General features: G+C 69.7%; 22 protein-coding genes. 9 read left to right on the top strand and 13 right to left on the bottom strand.

Translation table 11 applies throughout. The features are described 5' to 3' along the window. Positions 1-3: 3 nt before the first annotated feature. The 5 genes from AC0HS0_RS11480 to AC0HS0_RS11460 all read right to left on the bottom strand — a co-directional run bounded on the left by AC0HS0_RS11480 (position 4) and on the right by AC0HS0_RS11460 (position 4474). Positions 4-1002 carry an asparaginase gene (locus tag AC0HS0_RS11480; protein WP_472964133.1) on the bottom strand — a complete coding sequence of 333 codons (999 nt, stop codon included), beginning with the start codon at positions 1000-1002 and terminating at the stop codon, positions 4-6. Continuing rightward, positions 995-1927, bottom strand: a complete 933-nt coding sequence (locus AC0HS0_RS11475; protein ID WP_472964132.1) for an amino acid ABC transporter permease — start codon at positions 1925-1927, stop codon at positions 995-997. The genes AC0HS0_RS11480 and AC0HS0_RS11475 overlap by 8 nt, the downstream gene beginning before the upstream one ends. Next, complete coding sequence (locus AC0HS0_RS11470) at positions 1924-2568, bottom strand: amino acid ABC transporter permease (RefSeq protein ID WP_472964130.1); 645 nt, start codon at positions 2566-2568, stop codon at positions 1924-1926. Before AC0HS0_RS11470 ends, AC0HS0_RS11475 begins: the two co-directional genes overlap by 4 nt. Before the next feature lie 125 nt (positions 2569-2693). Then, positions 2694-3647, bottom strand: coding sequence for a glutamate ABC transporter substrate-binding protein (locus AC0HS0_RS11465; RefSeq protein ID WP_472964128.1), 954 nt, complete (start codon positions 3645-3647; stop codon positions 2694-2696). 74 nt (positions 3648-3721) lie between these two features. Then, the gene (locus AC0HS0_RS11460; RefSeq protein WP_472964126.1) at positions 3722-4474 is read right to left on the bottom strand and encodes an amino acid ABC transporter ATP-binding protein; all 753 of its coding nucleotides are present in this window, start codon (positions 4472-4474) and stop codon (positions 3722-3724) included. A gap of 166 nt (positions 4475-4640) precedes the next feature. Here AC0HS0_RS11460 and AC0HS0_RS11455 point away from each other — a divergent pair, with 166 nt between their 5' ends. The 4 genes from AC0HS0_RS11455 (at position 4641) to AC0HS0_RS11440 (ending at position 9000) form a co-directional block, all read left to right on the top strand. Beyond that, the gene (locus AC0HS0_RS11455; protein WP_472964124.1) at positions 4641-5825 is read left to right on the top strand and encodes an ROK family transcriptional regulator; all 1185 of its coding nucleotides are present in this window, start codon (positions 4641-4643) and stop codon (positions 5823-5825) included. Beyond that, positions 5822-6745, top strand: coding sequence for a Gfo/Idh/MocA family protein (locus tag AC0HS0_RS11450; RefSeq protein WP_472964123.1), 924 nt, complete (start codon positions 5822-5824; stop codon positions 6743-6745). The genes AC0HS0_RS11455 and AC0HS0_RS11450 overlap by 4 nt, the downstream gene beginning before the upstream one ends. A gap of 33 nt (positions 6746-6778) precedes the next feature. Continuing rightward, positions 6779-8488, top strand: a complete 1710-nt coding sequence (locus AC0HS0_RS11445) for a glycoside hydrolase family 13 protein (RefSeq protein WP_472964121.1) — start codon at positions 6779-6781, stop codon at positions 8486-8488. A gap of 110 nt (positions 8489-8598) precedes the next feature. Further along, entirely contained in the window at positions 8599-9000 is a 402-nt protein-coding gene (locus AC0HS0_RS11440; RefSeq protein WP_472964120.1) for an SRPBCC family protein, read from the top strand. Here the strand turns inward: AC0HS0_RS11440 and AC0HS0_RS11435 are convergent, their stop codons facing one another. The 4 genes from AC0HS0_RS11435 to AC0HS0_RS11420 all read right to left on the bottom strand — a co-directional run bounded on the left by AC0HS0_RS11435 (position 9001) and on the right by AC0HS0_RS11420 (position 13907). Beyond that, positions 9001-11313, bottom strand: coding sequence for a transglycosylase domain-containing protein (locus AC0HS0_RS11435; RefSeq protein ID WP_472964118.1), 2313 nt, complete (start codon positions 11311-11313; stop codon positions 9001-9003). It lies immediately after the preceding gene. A gap of 94 nt (positions 11314-11407) precedes the next feature. Then, positions 11408-11875 (bottom strand): MarR family winged helix-turn-helix transcriptional regulator, encoded by a 468-nt coding sequence (locus tag AC0HS0_RS11430; protein WP_472964116.1) that lies wholly within the window; start codon positions 11873-11875, stop codon positions 11408-11410. A 242-nt stretch (positions 11876-12117) separates the two neighbouring features. Continuing rightward, the gene (locus tag AC0HS0_RS11425; protein WP_472964115.1) at positions 12118-12825 is read right to left on the bottom strand and encodes an NADPH-dependent F420 reductase; all 708 of its coding nucleotides are present in this window, start codon (positions 12823-12825) and stop codon (positions 12118-12120) included. After that, complete coding sequence (locus AC0HS0_RS11420; protein WP_472964113.1) at positions 12822-13907, bottom strand: LLM class flavin-dependent oxidoreductase; 1086 nt, start codon at positions 13905-13907, stop codon at positions 12822-12824. Before AC0HS0_RS11420 ends, AC0HS0_RS11425 begins: the two co-directional genes overlap by 4 nt. Before the next feature lie 82 nt (positions 13908-13989). Here AC0HS0_RS11420 and AC0HS0_RS11415 point away from each other — a divergent pair, with 82 nt between their 5' ends. From AC0HS0_RS11415 to AC0HS0_RS11400, 4 genes are all read left to right on the top strand, one after another. After that, positions 13990-14466 (top strand): MarR family winged helix-turn-helix transcriptional regulator, encoded by a 477-nt coding sequence (locus AC0HS0_RS11415; RefSeq protein ID WP_472964112.1) that lies wholly within the window; start codon positions 13990-13992, stop codon positions 14464-14466. Between the two features lie 50 nt (positions 14467-14516). Next, complete coding sequence (locus tag AC0HS0_RS11410) at positions 14517-15197, top strand: PadR family transcriptional regulator (protein ID WP_472964110.1); 681 nt, start codon at positions 14517-14519, stop codon at positions 15195-15197. A gap of 145 nt (positions 15198-15342) precedes the next feature. Then, on the top strand, positions 15343-16356 hold the full coding sequence (locus AC0HS0_RS11405; protein WP_472964109.1) for an ABC transporter ATP-binding protein: 1014 nt from the start codon (positions 15343-15345) through the stop codon (positions 16354-16356). Next, positions 16353-17177 carry an ABC transporter permease gene (locus tag AC0HS0_RS11400; protein WP_472964108.1) on the top strand — a complete coding sequence of 275 codons (825 nt, stop codon included), beginning with the start codon at positions 16353-16355 and terminating at the stop codon, positions 17175-17177. The genes AC0HS0_RS11405 and AC0HS0_RS11400 overlap by 4 nt, the downstream gene beginning before the upstream one ends. A 55-nt stretch (positions 17178-17232) precedes the next feature. On the opposite strand, the gene AC0HS0_RS11395 is transcribed toward AC0HS0_RS11400, so the two are convergent. Both AC0HS0_RS11395 and upp read right to left on the bottom strand, forming a co-directional pair. Beyond that, entirely contained in the window at positions 17233-17934 is a 702-nt protein-coding gene (locus tag AC0HS0_RS11395) for a winged helix-turn-helix domain-containing protein (RefSeq protein WP_472964107.1), read from the bottom strand. A gap of 398 nt (positions 17935-18332) precedes the next feature. Continuing rightward, positions 18333-18965 carry a uracil phosphoribosyltransferase gene (gene upp, locus AC0HS0_RS11390; RefSeq protein WP_472964105.1) on the bottom strand — a complete coding sequence of 211 codons (633 nt, stop codon included), beginning with the start codon at positions 18963-18965 and terminating at the stop codon, positions 18333-18335. Between the two features lie 53 nt (positions 18966-19018). On the opposite strand from upp, the gene tadA reads away from it, so the two are divergent. Next, positions 19019-19486: a tRNA adenosine(34) deaminase TadA gene (gene tadA / locus AC0HS0_RS11385; protein ID WP_472964103.1), complete on the top strand. Its 468-nt coding sequence runs from the start codon at positions 19019-19021 to the stop codon at positions 19484-19486. 15 nt (positions 19487-19501) lie between these two features. Here tadA and AC0HS0_RS11380 read toward each other — a convergent pair whose 3' ends face one another. Continuing rightward, positions 19502-20203 carry a glutamine amidotransferase-related protein gene (locus tag AC0HS0_RS11380; RefSeq protein WP_472964102.1) on the bottom strand — a complete coding sequence of 234 codons (702 nt, stop codon included), beginning with the start codon at positions 20201-20203 and terminating at the stop codon, positions 19502-19504. Next, a partial coding sequence (locus tag AC0HS0_RS11375) for a cation diffusion facilitator family transporter (RefSeq protein ID WP_472964101.1) occupies positions 20200-20892 on the bottom strand: 693 nt, incomplete at its 5' end. The genes AC0HS0_RS11375 and AC0HS0_RS11380, both read right to left, overlap by 4 nt.

Genomic DNA, 20892 nt, shown 5'->3' with positions numbered 1-20892 from the left:
CCGTCACGCGAAGCGCTCCAGCGCGGCGGTCAGGTCGGCGCCGAGCTCGATGCGGCCGACGGGCACGCCGCCGCCGAGCACCGGGAGGTCGACCAGGGCGGAGGCGCCGGAGACGTCGGTGCCGAGGGCCTCCAGCACGCGCAGGGCGATGAGCGTGGTCGCGCGCGGGCTGCCGTCGACGACCTTCATCGCGACGGCCGTGCCGTCCGCGGCCGCGACGCCGATGACGCCCTCCGCGCCGCCCTTCGCGAGGGCGCCGGGCACGGTCTCCATCAGCGTGGAGTTCTGATGTCCGCTGCCGCCGACGTAGAAGGGATGCGCGCGCATGGCGTCCGCGACGGCGCGTTCAGGTGTTCCTTCGGAGGCGAGCACGAGCCGGCCGAACGCGCGGGCCACACCGCGGACCGTGGTGCCGAACAGGGGAGCGCCGCATCCGTCGATGGCATCGTGCCCCACCGGCACGCCGGTGACCGCTGCCATGGTCTCGCGCACGTGCGCCTGCACCGGGTGCGTCGGGTCGAGGTAGCCGTCGGTCGCCCAGCCGTTCGCCGCGGCGGCGAGCAGCATCGCGGCGTGCTTGCCGGAGCAGTTCATCCGGATACGGGTGCGCGGCGCGCCCTCGCGGACCAAGCGCTCGAAGGTGCCCTCGTCCTCCGGCCGGTCGACGGGGCAGCCGAGGGCGGACTCGTCGACGCCCGCCGCCGCGAGGATGTCGCGCACGACGCGCACGTGCTCGTCCTCCCCGGTGTGACTGCCTGCGGCGATCGCGAGCTCGGGCCCCGCCAACGGTGCGCCCGCCGTCAGGCAGGCCAGCGCCTGCAGCGGCTTGACCGTGCTGCGCGGCAGCACCACCGCGTCGGGGTCGCCCAGCGCGAGCAGGGTCGTGCCGTCCGGGCCCAGCGCGACCAGGCTGCCGAAGTGGCGGCTCTCGATCAGCCCGGAGCGGCGCACGGCCGCGAGCTCCGCGAGGCCGGGAACGGTGGCGGTGGTGCTGTCAGGCATGGGTCTCTTCCTGGTGCGTGGCGGCGGGCAGTGCGGGGAGCACCGGCTGCGCGGAGGGTCGTCTTCGTGGCCCGCGCTGCAGGCGGGAGGCGAAGGCGGAGAGGCTGCCGTTGACGACGAGATAGATCACCGTCACGGCGACATAGGTCGGGATGAGGAGGTGGAGGTACGACGCGAGCACCTGACCGCGGTAGAGCAGCTCGGTGAAGGCGACGATGTAGCCGAGGGAGGTGTCCTTGAGCAGGCTCACGAACTGGGTGACGAGTGACGGCGCGACATTGCGGGCGGCCTGCGGCAGCACGACGAAGCGCATCGCCTGGCCGGGCCGCATCCCGAGACTGAGCGCGGCTTCGCGCTGGCCGCGCGGGAGGCTCAGGATGCCTGCGCGGATGATCTCGGCGAACACGGCCGAGTTGGCGATCGTCAGGGGCACGACGAGCTTCCACAGCACGGGCAGGTTGATGCCGAGCTGGGGGAGGCCGAACAGCATCAGGTAGATCACGAGCAGCACGGGGACCGTGCGGGCGATCTCGATGTAGAAGCCGCACAGCCAGCGCACGGTGCGCAGCCGGCTGATCCGGCCGAGGGCGAGCAGCACGCCGAGCAGGCCGCCGAGAACGGCGACGATGGCTGCGGCCTCCAGCGTGCCGAGCAGTCCGACGAGCAGGTACTGCCAGATCGGCCACTCGGTGAACGGCGCCCACCGGGCGGGGTCGAGCTGGCCGTGCGAGGCGAACTGCCACAGCCCGTAGCCGAGCACCGCGGCGAACGCGACACAGCTGACGATCGAGCCGACCAGGATGTTCCGGCGGCCGCGCGGACCGGGGACGTCGTACATGAACGACGCGGCATATGCGCGCTTGCCGCGCGGCGAGCGCGACCGTCGCGTCGACGTGGGCCGGTCGGGAATGAGTTGTGCGGTCATCGTGTGATCGCCACCTTCCGCTCCACCCAGCCGGCGGCCAGGCCGATGGCGAGCGCGATCGCCATGTAGATGATTCCGGCGCTGGAGAAGATCAGGATGGGCTGCGCCGCGACGAGGTTGATCTTGTTCACCTCGGCGGTCAGCTCGACGACGCCCACTGCGGCGGCCAGGGCGGTGTTCATCGCGAGTGCGATCATCACGTTGCCGATCGGCTGCACCACGGCGCGGAGCGCCTGCGGCACGACCACGTAGCGCAGCGACTGGCCGAGCGTGAAGCCGAGGGCGCGGGAGGCCTCCACCTGCCCGACGGGGACGGTGTTGACGCCGGAGCGCACCGCCTCGGCGACGTAGGCGGCTTCGTAGACGGTGAGCACGATGATCGCAGTCGGCGTCAGCGGCAGCAGGAGGCCCGCGTCGGGCAGCGCGAACACGGCGAGCAGCAGCAGTGCCAGCAGCGGCACGTTGATGAAGAACTGCACGTAGAGGAAGGCGGCCGCACGCAGCACCGGGATCGGGCTCACGCGCGCGATCGTGATCAGCACGCCGAGCACGATCGAGCCGACGCCGGCCACGACCGCCATGAGCAGCGTCGTGCCGATGGCCTGCAGCAGCGGCCCGAGGTTGTCGATCAGGGGGTTCATCGCTCGCTCACTCGTGACGAAGGAGGGGCCGGGCGGGGTCGGAGGCCGACCCCGCCCGAGGGGCTCCCCGGCGAACCGCGCGCATCAGCGGCGCGGTCGGCGGGGAACTCGGGAAGGGATCCGGGTCAGGAACCCGGGACCGAGCCGATCTCCGGCGGGGTGGGGATGGCGGAGTCGGTCACGGTGCCGAGCGTGGTCTTCCACGCCTGGCCCCACTGACCGCCCTTCTGGATGGTCTTCAGCCAGTTGTTGACGAACGTCTTGAAGTCGCTGTCGCCGTGAGGGAGACCGATTCCGTACGGCTCCTTGGTGAACGGCTGGCCGACCACCTTGATCTGCTTCTCACTGGCGGCGTCGCTGGCGAGGAGGGTGTAGTCCTGCACGTAGGCGTCGCCGCGGCCCTGGATGAGGGCCTGGACGGCGGCCGGGTCGGTGCCGAACGCGGTGACGGTCGCCTTCGGGGCGATCTTCGGAACCTCGGTGACGGCCGGCGTGTTGGCGCCGACGATCACGGTCTTGCCGTCGAGGTCCTTCTCGCTCTTGATGCTCTTGTTGTCCCTCTTGACGGCGACCGACAGGCCGGACTCGAAGTACGGGCCGGCGAAGTCGACCTGCGTCGCGCGCTGCTCGGTGATCGTGTACGTGTTGAAGACGACGTCGACCGTGCCGTTCTGCAGCATTGCTTCGCGGGTCTCCGACGCGGGCGGGACGATCTCCACGTTCGGCTTGCCGAGGATGTAGATGGCGAGCAGCTTGGCCAGGTCGGCGTCGAAGCCGGTGACCTTGCTGGGGTCGGTCGGGTCCTGCTGCGAGAGCAGCGGGGCGTCCAGCGCCTCCGCGACGATGAGCTTGCCGCGCTTCTTGATCTTCTCCATGGTCGAGCCGGGGATGATCAAGTCGGCCTTGGCGACGGGCGCTCCGGTGAAGACCGTGTCGGTCTTGGCCGTCGAGCCGGCTCCGTCGCCGGGGAGGGCCGTGGTGCCGGAGGAGCAGGCGGTGACGGCGAGCGTCACGGCCGCGAGCAGGGCGCCGGCGAAGGCGGCCCGGCGGCGGGCCGAACGGGTCGTGCTGCGGGTCATGGGCATTCCTTTCTGATTACGGACGGGTTCGGTGCTGTGGAACGGCGGTGCATCGGCCTCCGGTGCTGCGCATGTCAGTGCGACAGCACGGAGGCCAGGAACGACCGCGCCCGCTCGGTGCGGGGCGAGTCGAAGAATTCGGCGGGGGCGGCCTGCTCGACGATCTGACCGCGGTCCATGAAGACGACGCGGTCGGCGGCCCGGCGGGCGAAGCCCATCTCGTGGGTGACGACGATCATGGTCATCCCCTCCTTGGCGAGGGAGGTCATCACGTCGAGCACCTCGCCGACCATCTCGGGGTCGAGGGCGCTGGTGGGCTCGTCGAAGAGCATGACCTTGGGCTGCATCGCGAGGGCGCGGGCGATCGCGGCGCGCTGCTGCTGGCCTCCCGAGAGCTGGGCCGGGTGGCTGCCCGCCTTGTCGGCGATGCCGACGCGGTCGAGCAGTTCGAGCGCCTGGCGCTCGGCCTCGGGCTTCTTGACCTTGCGCACCTTCATCGGGGCGAGTGCGACGTTGTCGAGGATCGTCCGGTGAGCGAAGAGATTGAACGACTGGAACACCATGCCGACCTCGGCGCGGAGGCGGGCCAGGTCGGCGCCCTCCTGGGGCAGCAGCTCGCCGTCGACCCGGATCTCGCCGCCGTCGATGGTCTCCAGCCGGTTGATCGAGCGGCAGAGGGTCGACTTGCCGGAACCGGAGGGGCCGACGACCACCACGACCTCGCGCGCGGCGACCTCCAGGTCGATGGAGCGGAGGACGTGCAGGTCGCCGAAGTGCTTGTCGACGCCGCTCAGGCTCACCATGGGCCGGGGGTGCGGTGTTTCCATCGGTTCCTCGTATCGTCGTCGGTCGGGATGCGATGAGCGTACTAAGTAATGCATGTTCTTGCAATTTCGAATTTAATTCCTTCGAAATCGGAGAAAGTCGCTACAGTATCCTCAACGATGACGAGCACGCGACGACGGCGTGCCACCACGAGGGGATGCGCTGAGAATGAGCGGCACGCACACCGCGGCACCCGGGAGCACCTCGGCCACGCCGGGCGGCATCCTCCATCTGGTCCGCTCCGGGAGGGCGGCCTCTCGAGCCGACATCGCCCGCCAGACCGGCCTCTCGCCGTCGACTGTCACACAGCGCGTCGACGCGCTGCTCGGAGCCGGGTTCCTCCGCGAGGCGGGGGAGGGCGTCTCGCACGGCGGGCGACGTCCCCGGGCGCTGGAGGTCGACCCGACGTCCGGCGTCGTGGCGACCGCCGACCTGGGCTCGCACCACGCCACCTTCGGGCTCTTCGACCTGTCCGGGCGGCTGCTGGCGTCGCGCACCGATGCCATGGACATCGGCTCGGGTCCCGACCGCGTACTCGCCTGGATCGCCGACACCGCGCACGACCTCCGCGCCGAACACGCGGCAGCCGGCCAGGACCTCCGCGGCATCGGGATCGGGCTGCCGGGGCCGGTCGACTCCACGACCGGCCGTATGGTGTCGCCGTCGCGGATGCCGGGCTGGAACGGCCTCGACGTGGCCGCCGAGCTGCGCGCCCGCACCGGGCTCACCGTCGCGGTCGACAACGACGCCAACCTGATGGCGCTGGGCGAGTACGACGCCACGGGCTCCACCGGCGGCCAGCTCGTCTTCGTGAAGGCCGGGTCGAGCATCGGCTGCGGCATCGTCGCCTTCGGCGGTGTCTACCGCGGGCATCACGGGATGGCCGGCGACATCAGCCACGTCACGGTGCCCGGCGCGCCCGACGTGCTCTGCTCGTGCGGGCGCGTCGGCTGCCTCGACGCCGTCGCCGGAGGCGCGGCGATCGTCCAGGCGCTCCGGCGCGACGGCATCGACGTCGACGACACCCGCGACGTGCTCGCCCTCGCCCGAGACGCCCACCCGCTCGCGACGCTGATGCTGCGGGAGGCCGGGCTCCGCACCGGAGGGGTGCTGGCGACGATCATGAACTTCTTCAACCCGCAGCGGCTCGTGCTCGGCGGCATCCTCGGCGAGGCGGAGGCCTTCGTCGCGGGCGTGCGCTCAGCGATCTACTCCGACTGCCTGCCGATGATCACCGACCAACTCGACATCGCGGTGAGCATGGCCAAGCAGGACGCCGGTATCCGCGGCGCGGGCCGGCTCGTGCTCGATGCGCTCTTCGATCCCGCCCACGTCGACGTCGCCGTGCGATGATCGCGGCCGGGTCGCGACACGCGGTCGTCGTCGTCGGAGCCGGGAACATGGGCCGCGCCCACGCAGCCGCCTGGGCGGAGGTGGGCGTCCCCGTGAGGTGGGCGGTCTCGCCGCGGCGGCCTCCCGAGCTGCCCGACGCGCCCGGCGCCCGCTGGGCCACCGATCTGGCGGAGGCGCTCGCCGATCCCGAGTGCGACATCGTCTCCGTCTGCACCCCGACACCGAGCCACGCCGCGCTCGCGGCGCGGGCGCTCGACGCCGGCAAGCACGTGCTCCTCGAGAAGCCGATCGCGCTCACGGTCGCCGAGGCCGAAGAGCTGGCCGCACGGGCAGCGGTCGCCCCGGGAACGCTCATGGTCGCCCATGTCGTGCGCTTCTTCCCGGAATACGCTGCGCTCGCCGACCGTGTCGCGGCCGGGTCGGTCGGGAGGCCGCGAGCCGTGCGCGCCTCCCGGGTCTCGGCCGCGCCGGGCTGGGCGGACTGGCTGGAGGACGAGGAGCGCTCGGGCGGGATGATCGTCGACTTCGCCATCCACGACGTCGACCAGGCGTGCGCCTACCTCGGTGTCCCGGTCGCGGTCACCACGGTGCGGGCGCCCGGAGGCGGCTTCGGTGCGCCGGCGGCGCTCACGGTGGAGTTCGCGGAAGGCGGGGTGGCGCAACTGCTCGCGGCGGCCGACCTCCCCGCTGGCGCGCCGTTCTCGTCGGCTCTGGAGGTCGTCGGCGACCGCGGCGTCGACGCGCTCTGCGCGGAGACCGGCGATCCGTTCGCGGCGCAAGCGCGGTACTTCCTCGACTGCGTCGAGACCGGTGCGGAGCCGACACGTGCTCCGACCGCCGCGGCGGTGCAAGCGCTGCGGGTGTGCCTGGCGGCGCGGGAGTCCGCCCGCACCGGCAGGCGGGTGGACCTCGCCGACTGAACCGTGCCGCCACGCCCCGGGTAGGGTGGGCGCGTGAGTGAGACGTGGTGGAAGTCCGCAGTCGTTTACCAGATCTACCCCCGCAGCTTCGCAGACAGCGACGGCGACGGTCTCGGTGACCTGCGCGGCATCATCGAGCATCTCGACCACGTGAAGGAGCTGGGTGTCGACGTGGTCTGGCTGTCGCCCATCTACGCCTCGCCGCACGACGACAACGGCTACGACATCAGCGACTATCGCGCGATCGACCCGTTGTTCGGCACGTTCGGCGACTTCGACGAGTTGCTCGCCGGCCTCCACGCGCGCGGCATCAAGCTCGTGATGGACCTCGTGGTGAACCACACGTCAGACGAGCACCCGTGGTTCATCGAGTCGGCCTCCTCGCTCGACAACCCCAAGCGCGACTGGTACTGGTGGCGCCCTGCCCGCGACGGCCACCAGCCCGGTGAGCACGGGGCGGAGCCGAACAACTGGGGGTCGTTCTTCTCCGGGCCGGCCTGGCAACTCGACCCGGCCACCGGCGAGTACTACCTCCACCTCTTCTCGCGCAAACAGCCCGACCTCAACTGGGAGAACCCGGAGGTCCGCGACGCCGTCTACGACATGATGAACTGGTGGCTCGACCGCGGGGTCGACGGCTTCCGCATGGACGTCATCAACTTCATCTCCAAAGTGGCCGACCTTCCCGACGGCGAAGTGCCCGCCGGCCGCCTCTTCGGCGAGGGGTATCCGTACTTCGGCCAGGGCCCGCGCATCCACGAGTTCCTGCACGAGATGCACGAGCGCGTGTTCGCCGGTCGCGCCGACCGCATCCTGACGGTCGGTGAGATGCCCGGCGTCTCCGTGGAGCAGGCGCGGCTGTTCACCGACCCCGAACGCGCGGAGCTCGACATGGTCTTCCAGTTCGAGCACGTCGACCTCGACCACGGCCCGGGAGGAAAGTGGGACCATCGGCCCGCGACCGTCCTCGACCTCAAGCGCAATCTGACGATGTGGCAGCAGGGCCTGGCCGACGTCGGCTGGAACAGCCTCTACTGGAACAACCACGACCAGCCCCGGGTGGTCAGCAGGTTCGGCGACGACCGGCCGGAGCACCGCCTCGCCTCCGCCAAGGCCCTGGGGACGGTGCTGCACCTCATGCGCGGCACGCCCTACGTGTACCAGGGCGAGGAGCTCGGCATGGCGAACGTGCCGTTCGACTCGATCGCGGACTTCCGCGACATCGAGACCCTCAACCACTACGCGGAGGCGGTCGACATCCAGGGCGAGGACGCCGCCGTCGTGATGGCGGCCCTCCGCCGCACCAGCCGTGACAACGCCCGCACTCCGATGCAGTGGTCGGACGACCCGGCGGCGGGATTCACGACCGGTACGCCGTGGATCCGCGCCAACCCGGACTATCCGCGGGTCAACGCCGCGGCTGAGATCGGCGACCCGGACTCCGTCTTCGCGCACTATCGGCGGCTGATCGACCTCCGTCATCGCTCGGAAGTGGTGGCGGACGGCGACTTCACACCCGTGCTGGAGGACCACCCCCAGGTCTTCGGCTACCGCCGGGCGCTGGCGGGGCGGCAGTTGCTGGTGCTGGTGAACCTGACCGGCGAGCCGGCGGAGTACGACACAGTGGAGCTCGACGTGTGGCGCGATGCGACCTTCGTCCTCGGCAATCTGGCGGGCTCGGACCGGCGTGGCGTCAGCGGCTTCCTCGAGCCGTGGGAGGCGCTGGTCTTCGAGCTGGGGTGATCGCCGGGCTTGCGCTTCTCGCTCCTCCGGGTGTGTGATGGCCGCGAACTGGTGGCGATGACGGACCGGGAGGCGCAATGGGCAACTACGTCGCGAGGGCCGAGGTAGACGTGAGCGCTCCGCGCCGTGCGGTCTGGACGGTGCTCACCTCGAGCGGCGCGCACCCGGAGATTCTGATGGGAGCCGAGGTGATCTCCGACTGGAGGCTCGGCTCGCGCATCGTCTGGCGCGGCGAGTGGGAGGGCAAGACCTTCGAGGACCACGGTCGCGTGATCGAGCTCGATGACCGCGAGGAGCCGTGGCGCATCGTGCTCACGCACTTCAGCCCGCTGAGCGGCCAGCCGGACCTGCCCGAGAACTACCACACCCTCCACTTCGAGCTGGAGGAGACACCGACGGGCACGCACGTGACGCTCGACCAGGACAACAACCCCACGGTGGAGGCCGCGCAGCACTCACAGCAGAACTGGGAGACGATGCTCCGCGGCGTCAAACAGGTGGCTGAGCGCTGATCAGGGCTTCTTGCCCGGCGGGTTCGGACCCTGATTGCCTCCGCCCCCGTTGCCTCCACCCTGGTTTCCGCCCTGGCCCGGGGCCGGCTGTGCGGGCTTTCCCGGCGTGGTCGGCGTCGTCGGCTTCGGCGCGGCGGGCGCGTTCAGGTACTTGGCCGGCGGAGCCGGGAAGGCCGAGCCTCCGTACGCGGCATCGAGCGAGGTCAGGATGCGTTTGGCGATCGAGAACTTCACGTTTCCGCCGCCGATGCCCTGGAAGCTCTGACTGCGCAGGGCGACCCCTCCGGACACGTTGCCGACCCAGGTCGCCTGCGCGACCTTCGTCGTGGAGGTCACCAGCCAGTTCTCGACGGAGTTGTCGGTCGTGCCGGTCTTGCCGAAGATCGGCACGCCGTCGCCCGGGTTGGCGGAGGCCGCCGTGCCGCCTCCGCGGAGCACCCCCTGCAGGGCGTAGATGGCGGCGGCCGCGACGCCCGGATCGATCGGGGTCGTCGAGCACTGCGTCTTGGGCACGGCGTGCTCGGAGCCGTCGGAGTTCAGGATCTTGTCGATCGCGATCGGGCTGCAGGCCTTGCCGTTGTTGGCGATGCCCGCGTACGCCGTGGCCATCGTGATCGGAGAGATGTAGTTCGTGCCGAGCACCGACGACGGGTTCGCCCGGTAGGGGTTCGCCGCCTCGTCCGCTCCGTGCACCAGCAGGTCCTGTGCGCGCTCCTTGATGCCGCAGAGGTCGAGCTTGGTCGCCATCATCGCGAAGATCGAGTTGATGGAGGCCGCGGTCGCGTTCATCACGGTGGTCGAGGTGACCGACTCGCCCTCGTCGTTGGCGACCGGCCACGGCGCGCCGCCGATGTCCTGGCAGGGGTCGCTCTCGTGGAACGCGCTCTGCGGGAACAGGTGCTGGGTTCCGTTGACCGACTCGAAGAGCGAATGCCCCTCCTGCAGCCATTCGAGCAGGTCGAAGGCCTTGTACGACGAACCGGTCTGGAAGCCCTCCGAACCGCCGTCCTTGTAGTCGGTGTTGTAGTTGACCGACGTGCTGCCCGGGGCGGGGGCCGCCGTATTGTCGTACGGCCTGTTCTGCACCATCGTGACGACCCGGCCGGTGCCGACCTCCACCGAGACGTTCGAGGAGCCCAGGTCGAGGTTCGGGCTGCTCGGCGGGATGTAGGCCGACACAGCCTGCTGGGCCTGGTTCTGGAGGTCGAGGTTCAGGGTCGTGTAGATCTTGAGACCGCCGCGGGTCAGGAAGCTCGACCGCTCGTCATCGGTCTTGCCGAAGCTCGGGTCCTGCTCGATCGTGCGCTCGACGTAGTCGCAGAAGAACGCCGCGTTGTACTGCTGCGCCGTCATGCAGCCGTTCTGCATCGCCGTGATCTTGGGCTCGACCTTGGTGGCGACGGCAGCATCGTGCTCTTCTTTGGTGATCTTGCCGTTCACGAGCATGCGGTCGAGCACATAGTTGCGGCGCGCGAGCGTCTGCGCGTATCCGTTCGCTGCGCCGTTGTCCTTGCTCGCCGGCTGGTCGATCCGCAGGTTGTCGGGGTTGTTGAGGATCGCGACGAGGGTCGCGGCCTGCGGGAGGCTGATGTCTTTCGCGGACACCCCGAAGTAGTACTCGGCGGCGGACTGCACGCCGTAGACACGACCGCCGAACAGGGCGATGTTCAGGTAGCTCTGCAGGATGTCGTTCTTCGAGTACTCCTTCTCGAGCCCGATCGCGTAGCGCATCTCTTTGAGCTTGCGCACGGGGTCGACCTCGGTGGCGTCGTTATAGCACGACTGGTAGGCCGCGTACTGCTTCTTCTGGACGGCTTCGGCTGCGGTCGGGTCGGGCTGCTTGTTCTCGCACCGCTGCACGAGGATGTTCTTGACGTACTGCTGCGTGATCGACGAGCCACCCTGCACCGACTTGTGCAGCGCGGTCAGCACCGCACCGCGCAGCGTGCCCGTGACATCCACACCGCCGTGCTCGTAGAACCGTGGGTCCTCGGTGGCGATCGCGGCGTCTTTGAGGTTCTGCGAGATGGCGTCCCAGCCGACCTCGATGCGGTTCTGCGAGTAGAACGAGGCGATCGGCACGGGCTGGCCGTTGGACGTGGCGTACATCGTCGACGCCTGCGCCAGCGGCTCCACCTTGATGTACTCGGGGAGTCCGTCGAAGACGCTGATCGTCGAGTCGGCGGCCGACCCGGTGAGCGCCACCGCCGGCGTGACGGCTGCCGCGGCGAGGATTCCGGCGACCGCGCTCAGCGCCACGAATCCGATCAGCGCGGGCGCCCACTTCCATCCTCTGCGTCGCTCTGCCGTCATGTGCGCAATGATACGCGGCCGCTCTCTGGCCTCTCCGAGGGACAGCCCCGGTTGTGGAGAATCTACTCAGATTCCAACCGGTGGAGGAGGAAGATCACTCGACGCCGCGAAGCTTGTCGCACAGTGCAGCCAGAGTCTCGAGCTCCTCGGGGTCGAGCCGGTCGCCCACGCGCTCGGTGATCGACTTCATGTGGTCGACCGCGACCCGGCGGAACATCTCGAACCCCGTGTCGGTCAGCCGGATCACGGTGCCGCGGGCGTCGTTGGGTTCCGGGCACTTGGCCACCAGCCCGCGCGCGACCAGCCGGTCGATCAGCCTGCTCACGCTCGGCTGGGTGAGCAGCACCTCCTTGTTGAGGTCGCGCAGCCGCAGTGACCGGTCGGGCTGCCGGGAGAGGTTGAAGAGCACGTCGTACTCGTTGAACGAGATGTCGCGGGTGGGGAACTCCGCGGCGAGGGTCCGCATGACCGCCACCTGGGCGCGGAACAGTGATTCCCAGGCCGTGACCGCGCTCGTCCGGGTGCGCTTGACCGGCCCTGTGGTGGTCGCGCCGATGCTCATGGGAACCCCCTCCGCATGTTCGAGTCAATGCATTCGCATCTTCTCATCATGCGCCGACAGTGCCATCCGTGCCACCACGGGTTAACGCGGGTGGTTAAAAGATTGAGGGCCGGCCGCAGAGGCTAGCGGCCGGCCCTCTCCCTTGCACCAAGAGTGTCCTGCAATCACATTCCGCGATGGCTGCCACAGCAAACAACCATTGCTCTTGAACTATATAACGAAGAGGTAACGGGTGCTAGTTATCAAGTCGTTATTTTTGCTGCGAATTCGCTATGCGCGGTTTTCGGGTCTCGCAGGTCGAGAAGGGCCCGCAGCTCGTCCGCCGTGACGTCGGCCCCGAACACGGGGAAGCCCGGCTGGAGGACGCGCCCTGACGCGAGCGGCCCCGGGAGGGCGACCGGATCGAAGCCGAGTCTGTCGACCAGGTCTGCCGCCTCTGCGATGTCGTCGTCCCGGTCTCCCGCGACGGCGATCGCCTTGCGTCCCGCTGCGCCGGCCGGCCGGGCCTCCTCTTCCAGGTCGTGATACCCCATGTGGTTGAAGGCCTTCACGACGTGCGAGCCGGAGAGGAAGCGCTGCACGATCTCGCTGGTGGAGGTGCCCGGGTCGTCGAAATCGTCGCGGATCCCGTCGGTCTCCCACCAGTAGTTCATCGCGTCGATCACGAGCGTGCCCGTGAGCTCTTCGGCGGGGATCGTGCGGTACTTGCCGAGTGGGAGGGCGAGGATGACGACGTCGGCTCGGCGGGCGGCCTCCTCGGGGCGCACGGCGACCGCGCCAGGCACCAGCACCTCCACGGTCAGCGCGATCCGCGCCGGATCGCCGGAGCCGGCTACGAGCACGTCGTACCCCGCCGCCACGGCGAGGCGGGCGAGAACGGTGCCTACCTTGCCCGCACCGAGGACGGCGACCGTTCTGATGCGTCCGTCACGCACCTCCGTGCCCGTCATCGGCGGAACGCCTCGCCGGTCGCCGCCGAGCGCTCGGGGGCGTCGGCGAGAAGGTCGCGGACCCGCGGGATCACCTGCGTGCCGAACAGTTCGACCGCGCGGAGTCGGGCGCTGGCCGCCAGAGCTCCGCCGGCCGTGTAGATCAGGTCGAACCGGCCGACATCGAGCGTGCGGATGGCGTCGGCCATCTTGCGCGCCACCGTGTCCGGCGACCCCACGTACAGGGAGCCGTGCTCGACCTCCGCCTCGAACTCGCGGCGCTGGAGGGGCGGCCAGCCGCGCAGGGCGCCGATCCGGTCGCGGATCTCCTTGTAGCCGCTGTAGAACAGCTCCTTGGCCTCCTCGTCGGTCGCCGCGATGAAGCCGGGCGAGTGCATCCCGACCGGGAGAGCGGTCGTGCCGAACTGTTCAGAGGCTCGGCGATACAGGTCCACGTAAGGCGCGAACCGCGACGGCGCGCCCCCGATGATGGCGAGCATCAGCCGGAACCCGTAGTGCGCGGTGCGCAGCACCGACTGCGGGGTGCCGCCGACGCCGACCCACGTCCGCAGCCGGCCCGAGTCGGTCTTCGGGAAGACGTCGGCCTCGTGCAGGGCCGCGCGGGTCGTGCCCTCCCAGGTGACCGGCTTCTCGTCGAGGAGGGCGTGGAACAGGTCGATCTTCTCGTCGAAGAGCAGTTCGTAATCCGCGAGATCGTAGCCGAACAGCGGGAACGACTCCGTGAAGGAGCCGCGCCCGAGGATCACCTCCGCTCGCCCGTTCGAGAGCGCGTCGACGGTCGCGAACCGCTGGAACACCCGGACCGGGTCGTCCGACGAGAGCACGGTGACGCCGGAGCCGAGTCGGATCCGGTCCGTCACCGACGCGATGCCGGCCAGCACCGTCTCGGGGGACGAGATCGCGAACTCGGGTCGGTGGTGCTCGCCGATGGCGATCGCATCGACGCCGACGTCGTCGGCGAGGACGGCCTCCGCAACCGTGGCGCGGATCGCCTCGCCGTAGGAGGTGACGGCGCCGTGGTCGTCCCGGGGGAGGTCGCCGAACGTGTCGATGCCGAACTCGAGGGTGCTGAAGTCGTTCATGGTCTCTTCCTGTCGGAATATGGATTGACGTGTCAATCTCATCAAACGCTAGTATTGACGCGTCAATTCCCGAGGAGGAGCCGTGGCCCAGGATCGACACCGCACCACACCGACCGTGGACCAGTTGCGGGTCTGGCGGGACTACATCGAGACGGCCGAGTTCATGCGCAATCGGCTGGGAGCGCGGCTGCAGAGCGACTCCGCGCTGACCTCCAACGACTACCAGGTGCTCCTGGCGTTGAGCGAGGCGCCCCGGCGCACGCTGCGTTCGGCCGAGCTCGCCGCCGCGATCGAGTGGGAGCGCAGCAGGCTGTCGCACCACCTCGGGCGCATGGAACGGCGCGGCCTGATCGCCCGCGTCGCGTGCGCCGACGACCCGCATGGCGTCGACGTCACTGCGACCGCCGAGGGTGCGGAGTTGCTCCGCACGGCGTCGGTCCCGCACCTGCGCGCGGTCAAGGAGCTGTTCGTCGACGCCCTCTCTCCGCAACAGCTCGATGAGGTCGACGGGATCGTCGCCTCTCTGCGCCGGCATCTCGCCCGGCAGAACGGTGCTTGACTCACCCACTCCAAGGCGAATACTCTAAGTAAAGTATTCGGAGGTGAGTAATGGCGAAGCGCGCGGTGTCCAACCCGCTGGCACTGGCCGTCCTGGCCTGCCTGTGGGAGAAGCCGATGTATCCCTACGAGATGACGACGACGATGCGCGAGCGCGGCAAAGAAGACAGCATCCGGCTCAACTTCGGCTCCCTCTATGCGGTGATCAAGTCCCTCGAGAAGCACGGCTTCATCCAGGTCGCGCAGACGGAGCGCGAGGGCAACCGGCCCGAGCGCGTCGTCTATGAGATCACCGACGCCGGTCGCACCGAGGCCGACGACTGGATGCGCGAACTCATCACGTTCCCGGTCAAGGAGTATCCGGCCATCGAGACCGGGCTCTCCCTGCTCCCGCTGCTCGCCCCGCAGGTCGCCGCCGAGCTGCTGGAGCGCCGACGCGACCTTCTCGACGCCGACCTCGCCGAGCGCCACCGCGTCCACGAGCAGGCGCTCGCCTACCCGCTCCCCGAGCTCTTCATGATCGAGTCGACCTACCGGGTCGCGATGATGGAGGCCGAACGGGCGTTCGTCGCCGATCTGGCTGCCCGCATCCGCGAGCGCACGCTCGGCGGCATCGACTGGTGGGAGCGGCTCTGGGAGCTGTTCGGCCAGGGCTACGACATGGCCGAGATCCGGGAACGGATCGCGGCAGGCGACTTCGGACAGGAGGTGGCCGACCTGCTGGGCACCTGAACATACAGAACGATGGCCGGAGAGCGGCAACTCTCCGGCCATCCACACCTTCGATCGTTCCTCACGGAACCTGCGTCAACAGTCACCGAGGGCATGTCCATGATATGCCCGCGCGGTGGCTGACCGAGATGAAAGGAAGCCACCCGTGGCATCGCAGAACGGCTCGGCCCTCGTCGCCGAGCACCTCGTCAAGTCCTACAGCGGAGGCCGGGGCAAGCCCGCCATCCGCGCCGTCGACGACCTCGGCTTCGAGGTCGTCACCGGCACCGTCTTCGGACTGCTCGGCCCCAACGGAGCCGGCAAGTCGACCACCATGAAGATCCTGTCGACGCTCGCGCGCGCCGACTCCGGTTCGGCGTTCGTCGCCGGCATCGACGTCGCCAAGAGCCCGGGCCGGGTGCGGCGCGCCATCGGCTTCGTCGCGCAGAAGCCGGTCTCCGACCCCAACGACACCGGGGCCGAGAACCTCGTGCTCGCGGGGCAGCTCCAGGGAATGGGCGGGCGGAGCGCCCGGGCGCGTGCGGCCGAGCTCCTCGACCGCTTCGGCCTGACCGAGCACGCCAAGCGCCCGGTGAAGACCTACTCGGGCGGGATGGCCCGCAAGCTCGACGTGGCCATCGGCCTCATGCACCACCCGCAGGTGCTCTTCCTCGACGAGCCGACCACCGGCCTCGACCCGGAGGCGCGCGCGGAATTGTGGGCGGAGCTCGAGCGGATGACCGCCGCCGAGAACCTCACGGTGCTGCTCACCACGCACTATCTCGACGAGGCCGACCGGCTGGCGGATCGCCTGGCGATCGTCGACCACGGCCGCATCGTGGCCGGAGGGACCCCGGAGGAGCTGAAGAACGGCCTCCGAGGCGACGCCGTGATCGTCGAGCTGGCGCCCGACGCCGACCCGTTCGCGGCACTGACGGCGCTCGAGCGTGTCGACGCCCTCCGCGAGGTCGGCGGCGACGGCCGGACCGTCCGCGCGCGTGCGGACAACGGCGCGGCGACCCTCCCCGTCGCGCTCGCCGCCCTGGAGGCCGCGGCCGTGACCGTCGCCTCCGCCACCGTCGCCCGGCCCAGCCTCGACGACGTCTACCTGCGGCACACCGGCCGCACCTTCACGCGGGCCCAGGAGTCCGCCGAGCACGTTCTGGAGACCGCATCATGACCGCCATCGCCACCGCGCCTGCGCGCACCGCCCGCCGGTCCGGGCCGACCTTCCTCACGCACACGGTGCTGCTCACGGGGCGCCAGCTCCGCTGGGCCCTGCGGATGCCGGCCTTCCTCGTGATGAACCTGGTGCAGCCGGTCATCTGGCTTCTGCTGTTCGGCCAGCTCTTCAAGTCCGTCATCGAGATCCCCGGCTTCGGCGTCGGGCAGAGCTACCTGGAGTACCTGACGCCGGGCGTCGTGATGATGCTCGCGCTGTTCGGCAGCGCCTGGTCGGGCACCGTCTACATCCAGGACATGGATCGCGGCGTGATGGACCGGTTCCTCACCTCGCCCACCAATCGGGGCGCCATGATCGTGTCGACGCTGGTCTATCAGTCGATCCTGGCGGTCGTGCAGTCGCTCATCGTCGTGGGCATCGCGTTCTGGGCCGGTGCCCGGTTCGACGGCGGGCTCGGCGGAATGCTGTTGCTCCTGCTCGGCGTGGTGCTGCTCACCGCGGTGTTCTGCTCGTTCTCGAACGCCGTTGCGCTGCTGGCGCGCGACCAGACCGCGCTGATCGGCATCTCGCAGCTCATCACGCTGCCGCTGATGTTCCTCAGCTCGGCGATCATGAACACCACGCTGTCGCCGGAGTGGGTGCGGAACGTCGCCGCCTACAATCCGTTCGAGTGGGCGGTCATCGTGGGCAGGGAGGCGCTGAGCTCCGATCCCGACTGGGCTGGCCTGTGGGGTCACGCCGGCCTGCTGGCGGCGCTCGCCGTCATCATGGCCGCGCTCGCCACCAGTGCCTTCCGGGTCTATCAGCGCTCGGCCTGACGGTCGGTGACCGTCGAGAACGTGGACTTCCCGCGTTCTCGACGGTTTCCGGTGCTCAGAACAGGTCGGGCGAAGGTGCGCTCGCGTGGCGGATGGAGACATCCGCGTGGCGGTCGAACCGGTAGCCGACGCCGCGCACGGTGCGCACGATGTCCTCGTACCGGCCGAGCTTGGCGCGCAGGCGCCGCACGTGAACGTCGATCGTGCGCTCGTTCGGGATCTCGTCCTCATCGGCGCTCGACCAGAGCGACGAGATCAGCTCGGCGCGCTCGATGGTGCGGCCTTCGCGCAGCACGAGGTACTGCAGCAGCTCGAACTCCTTGTAGGTGAGCGACACGGTCTGGTTGTCGAGGATGAGACGCTTGCGCGAGATGTCGACCACGACACCGGAGGCGGCGCGGTCCTCGTCCTCGTCCGGGACCACGGTGTGGCGGTGCTTGGCGATCGCGGCCGGGTCCTGCAGCGCGAGACGCACGACGTCGACGTCGCGGCCACCGGCGCCGGCCGGGGCGAGGGCGACGGCGGCGTAGGTCTCGGCGGCAGGGGCGAGCTCGGAGGTCAGCTGCTTGAGCGCCTCCACGATTCGGCCGAGGTCGGTGCCGGATGCGGCGGCTTTCAGCTCGTCGATGCCGACGTAGAGGACGAAGCCGCGGGCCTCGGTCCCCTCGGGGACGGCGCGGAGGCGGGGGGCGGGAGTGGCGGCCTGCTCGGCGAGAGCGGTGGAGGGGCGGAGGGTGTCGACGGTGGCGAGAGACATGGGAGGGGAGTCCTTCAGTGATGATGATGCGCCCGGACCCCAGTGCGGCTGCGCCTCTGCCGAGGATGCGCCGGATGTCAGGGTTTCCGGTATGACGAGATGTCCCGATTCAGAAAGGGACTGATGCACGGGTGCGTTCGTGTGGCGCACCCGGGGAGCTGTGCCCGGCGTCGACGCTCGTCTGCGTCGGAGGGCGACCGCTCGGCGATAGGGTCGTCAGATTAGCGACACATTCGGCAACACATGACCGAGTCGCGGCCGGGCATCATCATGCCGGCATCCCCAAGGGCCTCGAAGGAGGTCAGGGTGCGCGAGTTGTCAGTCATGTTGAGAAGTAAACCGTCTCGTGACTCGCGGTGTCAAATCGTTACGGAATGTTGCGGGCCTTCTCGGAGGCTCTACACAGTGCCGTACAGACGGTCCCCGGCGTCGCCGAGACCGGGCACAATGTATCCGTTCTCGTTGAGGCGCTCGTCGAGGGCGCCGAGCACGATGGTCACGTCCCGGCCCTCCGTCGCCTTCTCGAGCGCCTCCAGGCCCTCTGGCGCGGCGAGGATGCAGATGGCCGTCACATCGACGGCGTTGCGCTTGAACAGGAAGTCGATCGCGGCGCCCAGCGAGCCTCCCGTGGCCAGCATCGGGTCGAGCACGAAGCACTGCCGGTCGGAGAGGTCCATCGGGAGCCGCTCGGCGTAGGTGGTCGGCTCGAGGGTCTCCTCGTTGCGCGCCATGCCGAGGAACCCCACTTCGGCGGTCGGCATCAGCCGGACCATGCCCTCCAGCATCCCGAGCCCCGCGCGCAGGATCGGCACGACCAGCGGTCGTGGCTGGCTCAGAGTGACGCCGGTCGTCGTCGTGACCGGCGTCTCGATCCGCACCGGCTCGACCCGCACGGCACGGGTCGCCTCGTACGCGAGCAGGGTGACGAGCTCCTCCGTCAGCGCGCGGAACACGGGCGACGGGGTGTCCTTGTTGCGGAGCACGGAGAGCTTATGGGTGATGAGGGGGTGGTCGGCTACGTGCACTCGCATAGGCTCAAGGCTAGCCGAACCCGCCCAGCAGCGGGCCCGTCCGAGGAGGTCCCGTGACCCTGCCCGTTCCCGCCGACTACGAGGAGTGGATGCGCCGCGCCGTCGCCGACGCGCGCCTCGCCTTCGACACCGGGGACGTGCCGGTCGCGGCGCTCGTGATCGACGAGCGCGGCGAGGTCATCGGCACGGGCCGCAACGAGCGCGAGCTCCATCGCGATCCGACCGCGCACGCCGAGATCCTCGCGCTGCGGGCCGCTGCGGCCTCCCGCGACGACTGGCACCTCGAGGGCTGCACGCTGGTCGTGACGCTGGAGCCGTGCGTGATGTGCGCCGGCGCCGTGCTGGCCGCGCGCGTGCAGACGGTCGTGTTCGGGGCCTGGGACGAGAAGGCGGGCGCGGGAGGGTCGGTCTACGACGTGCTGCGCGACCGTCGGCTCAACCACCAGGTCTCGGTGTACCCGGGCGTGCTCGCCGAGGAGTGCGCCGACCTGCTGCTCGACTTCTTCCGCGCGAAGCGCTGACGACTGCGGGCCGGATCAGGCCGGGAGGGCCTCCAGCCACTCCGAGAACGCCGCTCGGGAGGCCTCCTGCATCCGCGCCGAATAGAGCCCGCGATCCTCGCGGAGGGCGTCCGGGTCGATCGCGTGCTCGTCGAGCTCGTTGTATCCGTCCGACACCCACTGCTCGTGCATCTCGTCCGTGACCTCGGGGTGGAACTGCACCGCGAGCGCGAAGTCGCCGATCGCGAACGCTTCGTTCGAGTAGTCGCTCGACTCGGCCAGCAGGGTGGCGCGCTCCGGCAGCTCGAACGTGTCGCCGTGCCACTCCACCACGGGGACGCCCGCGAAGTGCCGGATCGGCGAGGCGGTGCCCGCCTCAGTTGGCTCCACCCGGCGGAAACCGATCTGGGTGGTGTCGCCCTTGAAGACGCGCTCGCCGAGGGCGCCGGCCATCAGCTGCGCGCCGAGGCACACGCCGAGCGTCGGGCGCTCGGCGTCGAGCCGCGACCGCAGCAGCGTCTGCTCGGCCGCGAGGAACGGGTACTGCTCGGTCTGGTAAGCGCCCATCTCACCGCCGAGCACCACCACGAGGTCAGCCTCCGTCGGGTCGATCGCGGTGACGTCCTCGGAGGTGACATCCACGATGCGGAGGTCGTACCCGTGCTCGGTGAGGACGGGGCCGATGTTGCCGAGGTGGATGGACGGGTCGTGCTGCAGGATCAGGGCGGTGCGGGTCACTCGAGTCCTTTGATGACGATGGTGTCGGTGGCGGGATGCTGCTCGTTCGGGTCGACCCAGACGTCGGGCTCGATGTAGATCACGCGCGCGACCGGAACCGCCTCGCGGATGCGGCCCTCGATCGTGTCGATCGCGGCGGCGACCTCCGCCAGCGGCAGGCTGCCGGCGAGGGCGAGCTTCGCGCCGACGAGCAACTCGTCGGGACCGAGGTAGAGCGTGCGCATGTGGATGATCCGCTCGGCTTCGTCGCCCGCGAGGATCGCGCGCTCGATGGCCGCCACATCGGAGTCGGATGCGCCCTCGCCGACGAGGAGGCTCTTGGTCTCGATGCCGAGGATGATCGCCACCGCGACGAGGAGGAGGCCGATCAGGACGGTCCCGACGCCGTCCCAGACGCCGTTGCCGGTGATGATGGTGAGGCCGACGCCGATGAGCGCGAAGACGAGGCCGGTGAGGGCTGCGACGTCCTCCAGCAGCACCACCGGCAGTTCGGGCGCCTTGGCGCGGCGGATGAACTGCGGCCACGACATCCCCTTGCGGAGGGGGTTCGACTCGTGGACGGCGGTGCGGAGCGAGAACGACTCCAGGCCGATCGCGATGAACAGCACCTGCAGCGGCAGCCACCAGTTCTCCAGTGGGTGGGGGTGCGTGAGCTTCTCCACGCCCTCGTAGAGCGAGAAGACGCCTCC

This window comes from Leifsonia sp. PARNA 1/14 (assembly GCF_055720965.1).
This window is presented reverse-complemented; position numbering and strand designations above follow the sequence as displayed.

Bases quoted from the DNA above. Each gene is read 5' to 3' on its own strand.
- AC0HS0_RS11480 (WP_472964133.1), bottom strand. From the start codon at position 1,002: ATGCCTGACAGCACCACCGCCACCGTTCCCGGCCTCGCGGAGCTCGCG.
- AC0HS0_RS11475 (WP_472964132.1), bottom strand. From the start codon at position 1,927: ATGACCGCACAACTCATTCCCGACCGGCCCACGTCGACGCGACGGTCG.
- AC0HS0_RS11470 (WP_472964130.1), bottom strand. From the start codon at position 2,568: ATGAACCCCCTGATCGACAACCTCGGGCCGCTGCTGCAGGCCATCGGC.
- AC0HS0_RS11465 (WP_472964128.1), bottom strand. From the start codon at position 3,647: ATGACCCGCAGCACGACCCGTTCGGCCCGCCGCCGGGCCGCCTTCGCC.
- AC0HS0_RS11460 (WP_472964126.1), bottom strand. From the start codon at position 4,474: ATGGAAACACCGCACCCCCGGCCCATGGTGAGCCTGAGCGGCGTCGAC.
- AC0HS0_RS11455 (WP_472964124.1), top strand. From the start codon at position 4,641: ATGAGCGGCACGCACACCGCGGCACCCGGGAGCACCTCGGCCACGCCG.
- AC0HS0_RS11450 (WP_472964123.1), top strand. From the start codon at position 5,822: ATGATCGCGGCCGGGTCGCGACACGCGGTCGTCGTCGTCGGAGCCGGG.
- AC0HS0_RS11435 (WP_472964118.1), bottom strand. From the start codon at position 11,313: ATGACGGCAGAGCGACGCAGAGGATGGAAGTGGGCGCCCGCGCTGATC.
- AC0HS0_RS11430 (WP_472964116.1), bottom strand. From the start codon at position 11,875: ATGAGCATCGGCGCGACCACCACAGGGCCGGTCAAGCGCACCCGGACG.
- AC0HS0_RS11425 (WP_472964115.1), bottom strand. From the start codon at position 12,825: ATGACGGGCACGGAGGTGCGTGACGGACGCATCAGAACGGTCGCCGTC.
- AC0HS0_RS11420 (WP_472964113.1), bottom strand. From the start codon at position 13,907: ATGAACGACTTCAGCACCCTCGAGTTCGGCATCGACACGTTCGGCGAC.
- AC0HS0_RS11410 (WP_472964110.1), top strand. From the start codon at position 14,517: ATGGCGAAGCGCGCGGTGTCCAACCCGCTGGCACTGGCCGTCCTGGCC.
- AC0HS0_RS11400 (WP_472964108.1), top strand. From the start codon at position 16,353: ATGACCGCCATCGCCACCGCGCCTGCGCGCACCGCCCGCCGGTCCGGG.
- AC0HS0_RS11395 (WP_472964107.1), bottom strand. From the start codon at position 17,934: ATGTCTCTCGCCACCGTCGACACCCTCCGCCCCTCCACCGCTCTCGCC.
- upp (WP_472964105.1), bottom strand. From the start codon at position 18,965: ATGCGAGTGCACGTAGCCGACCACCCCCTCATCACCCATAAGCTCTCC.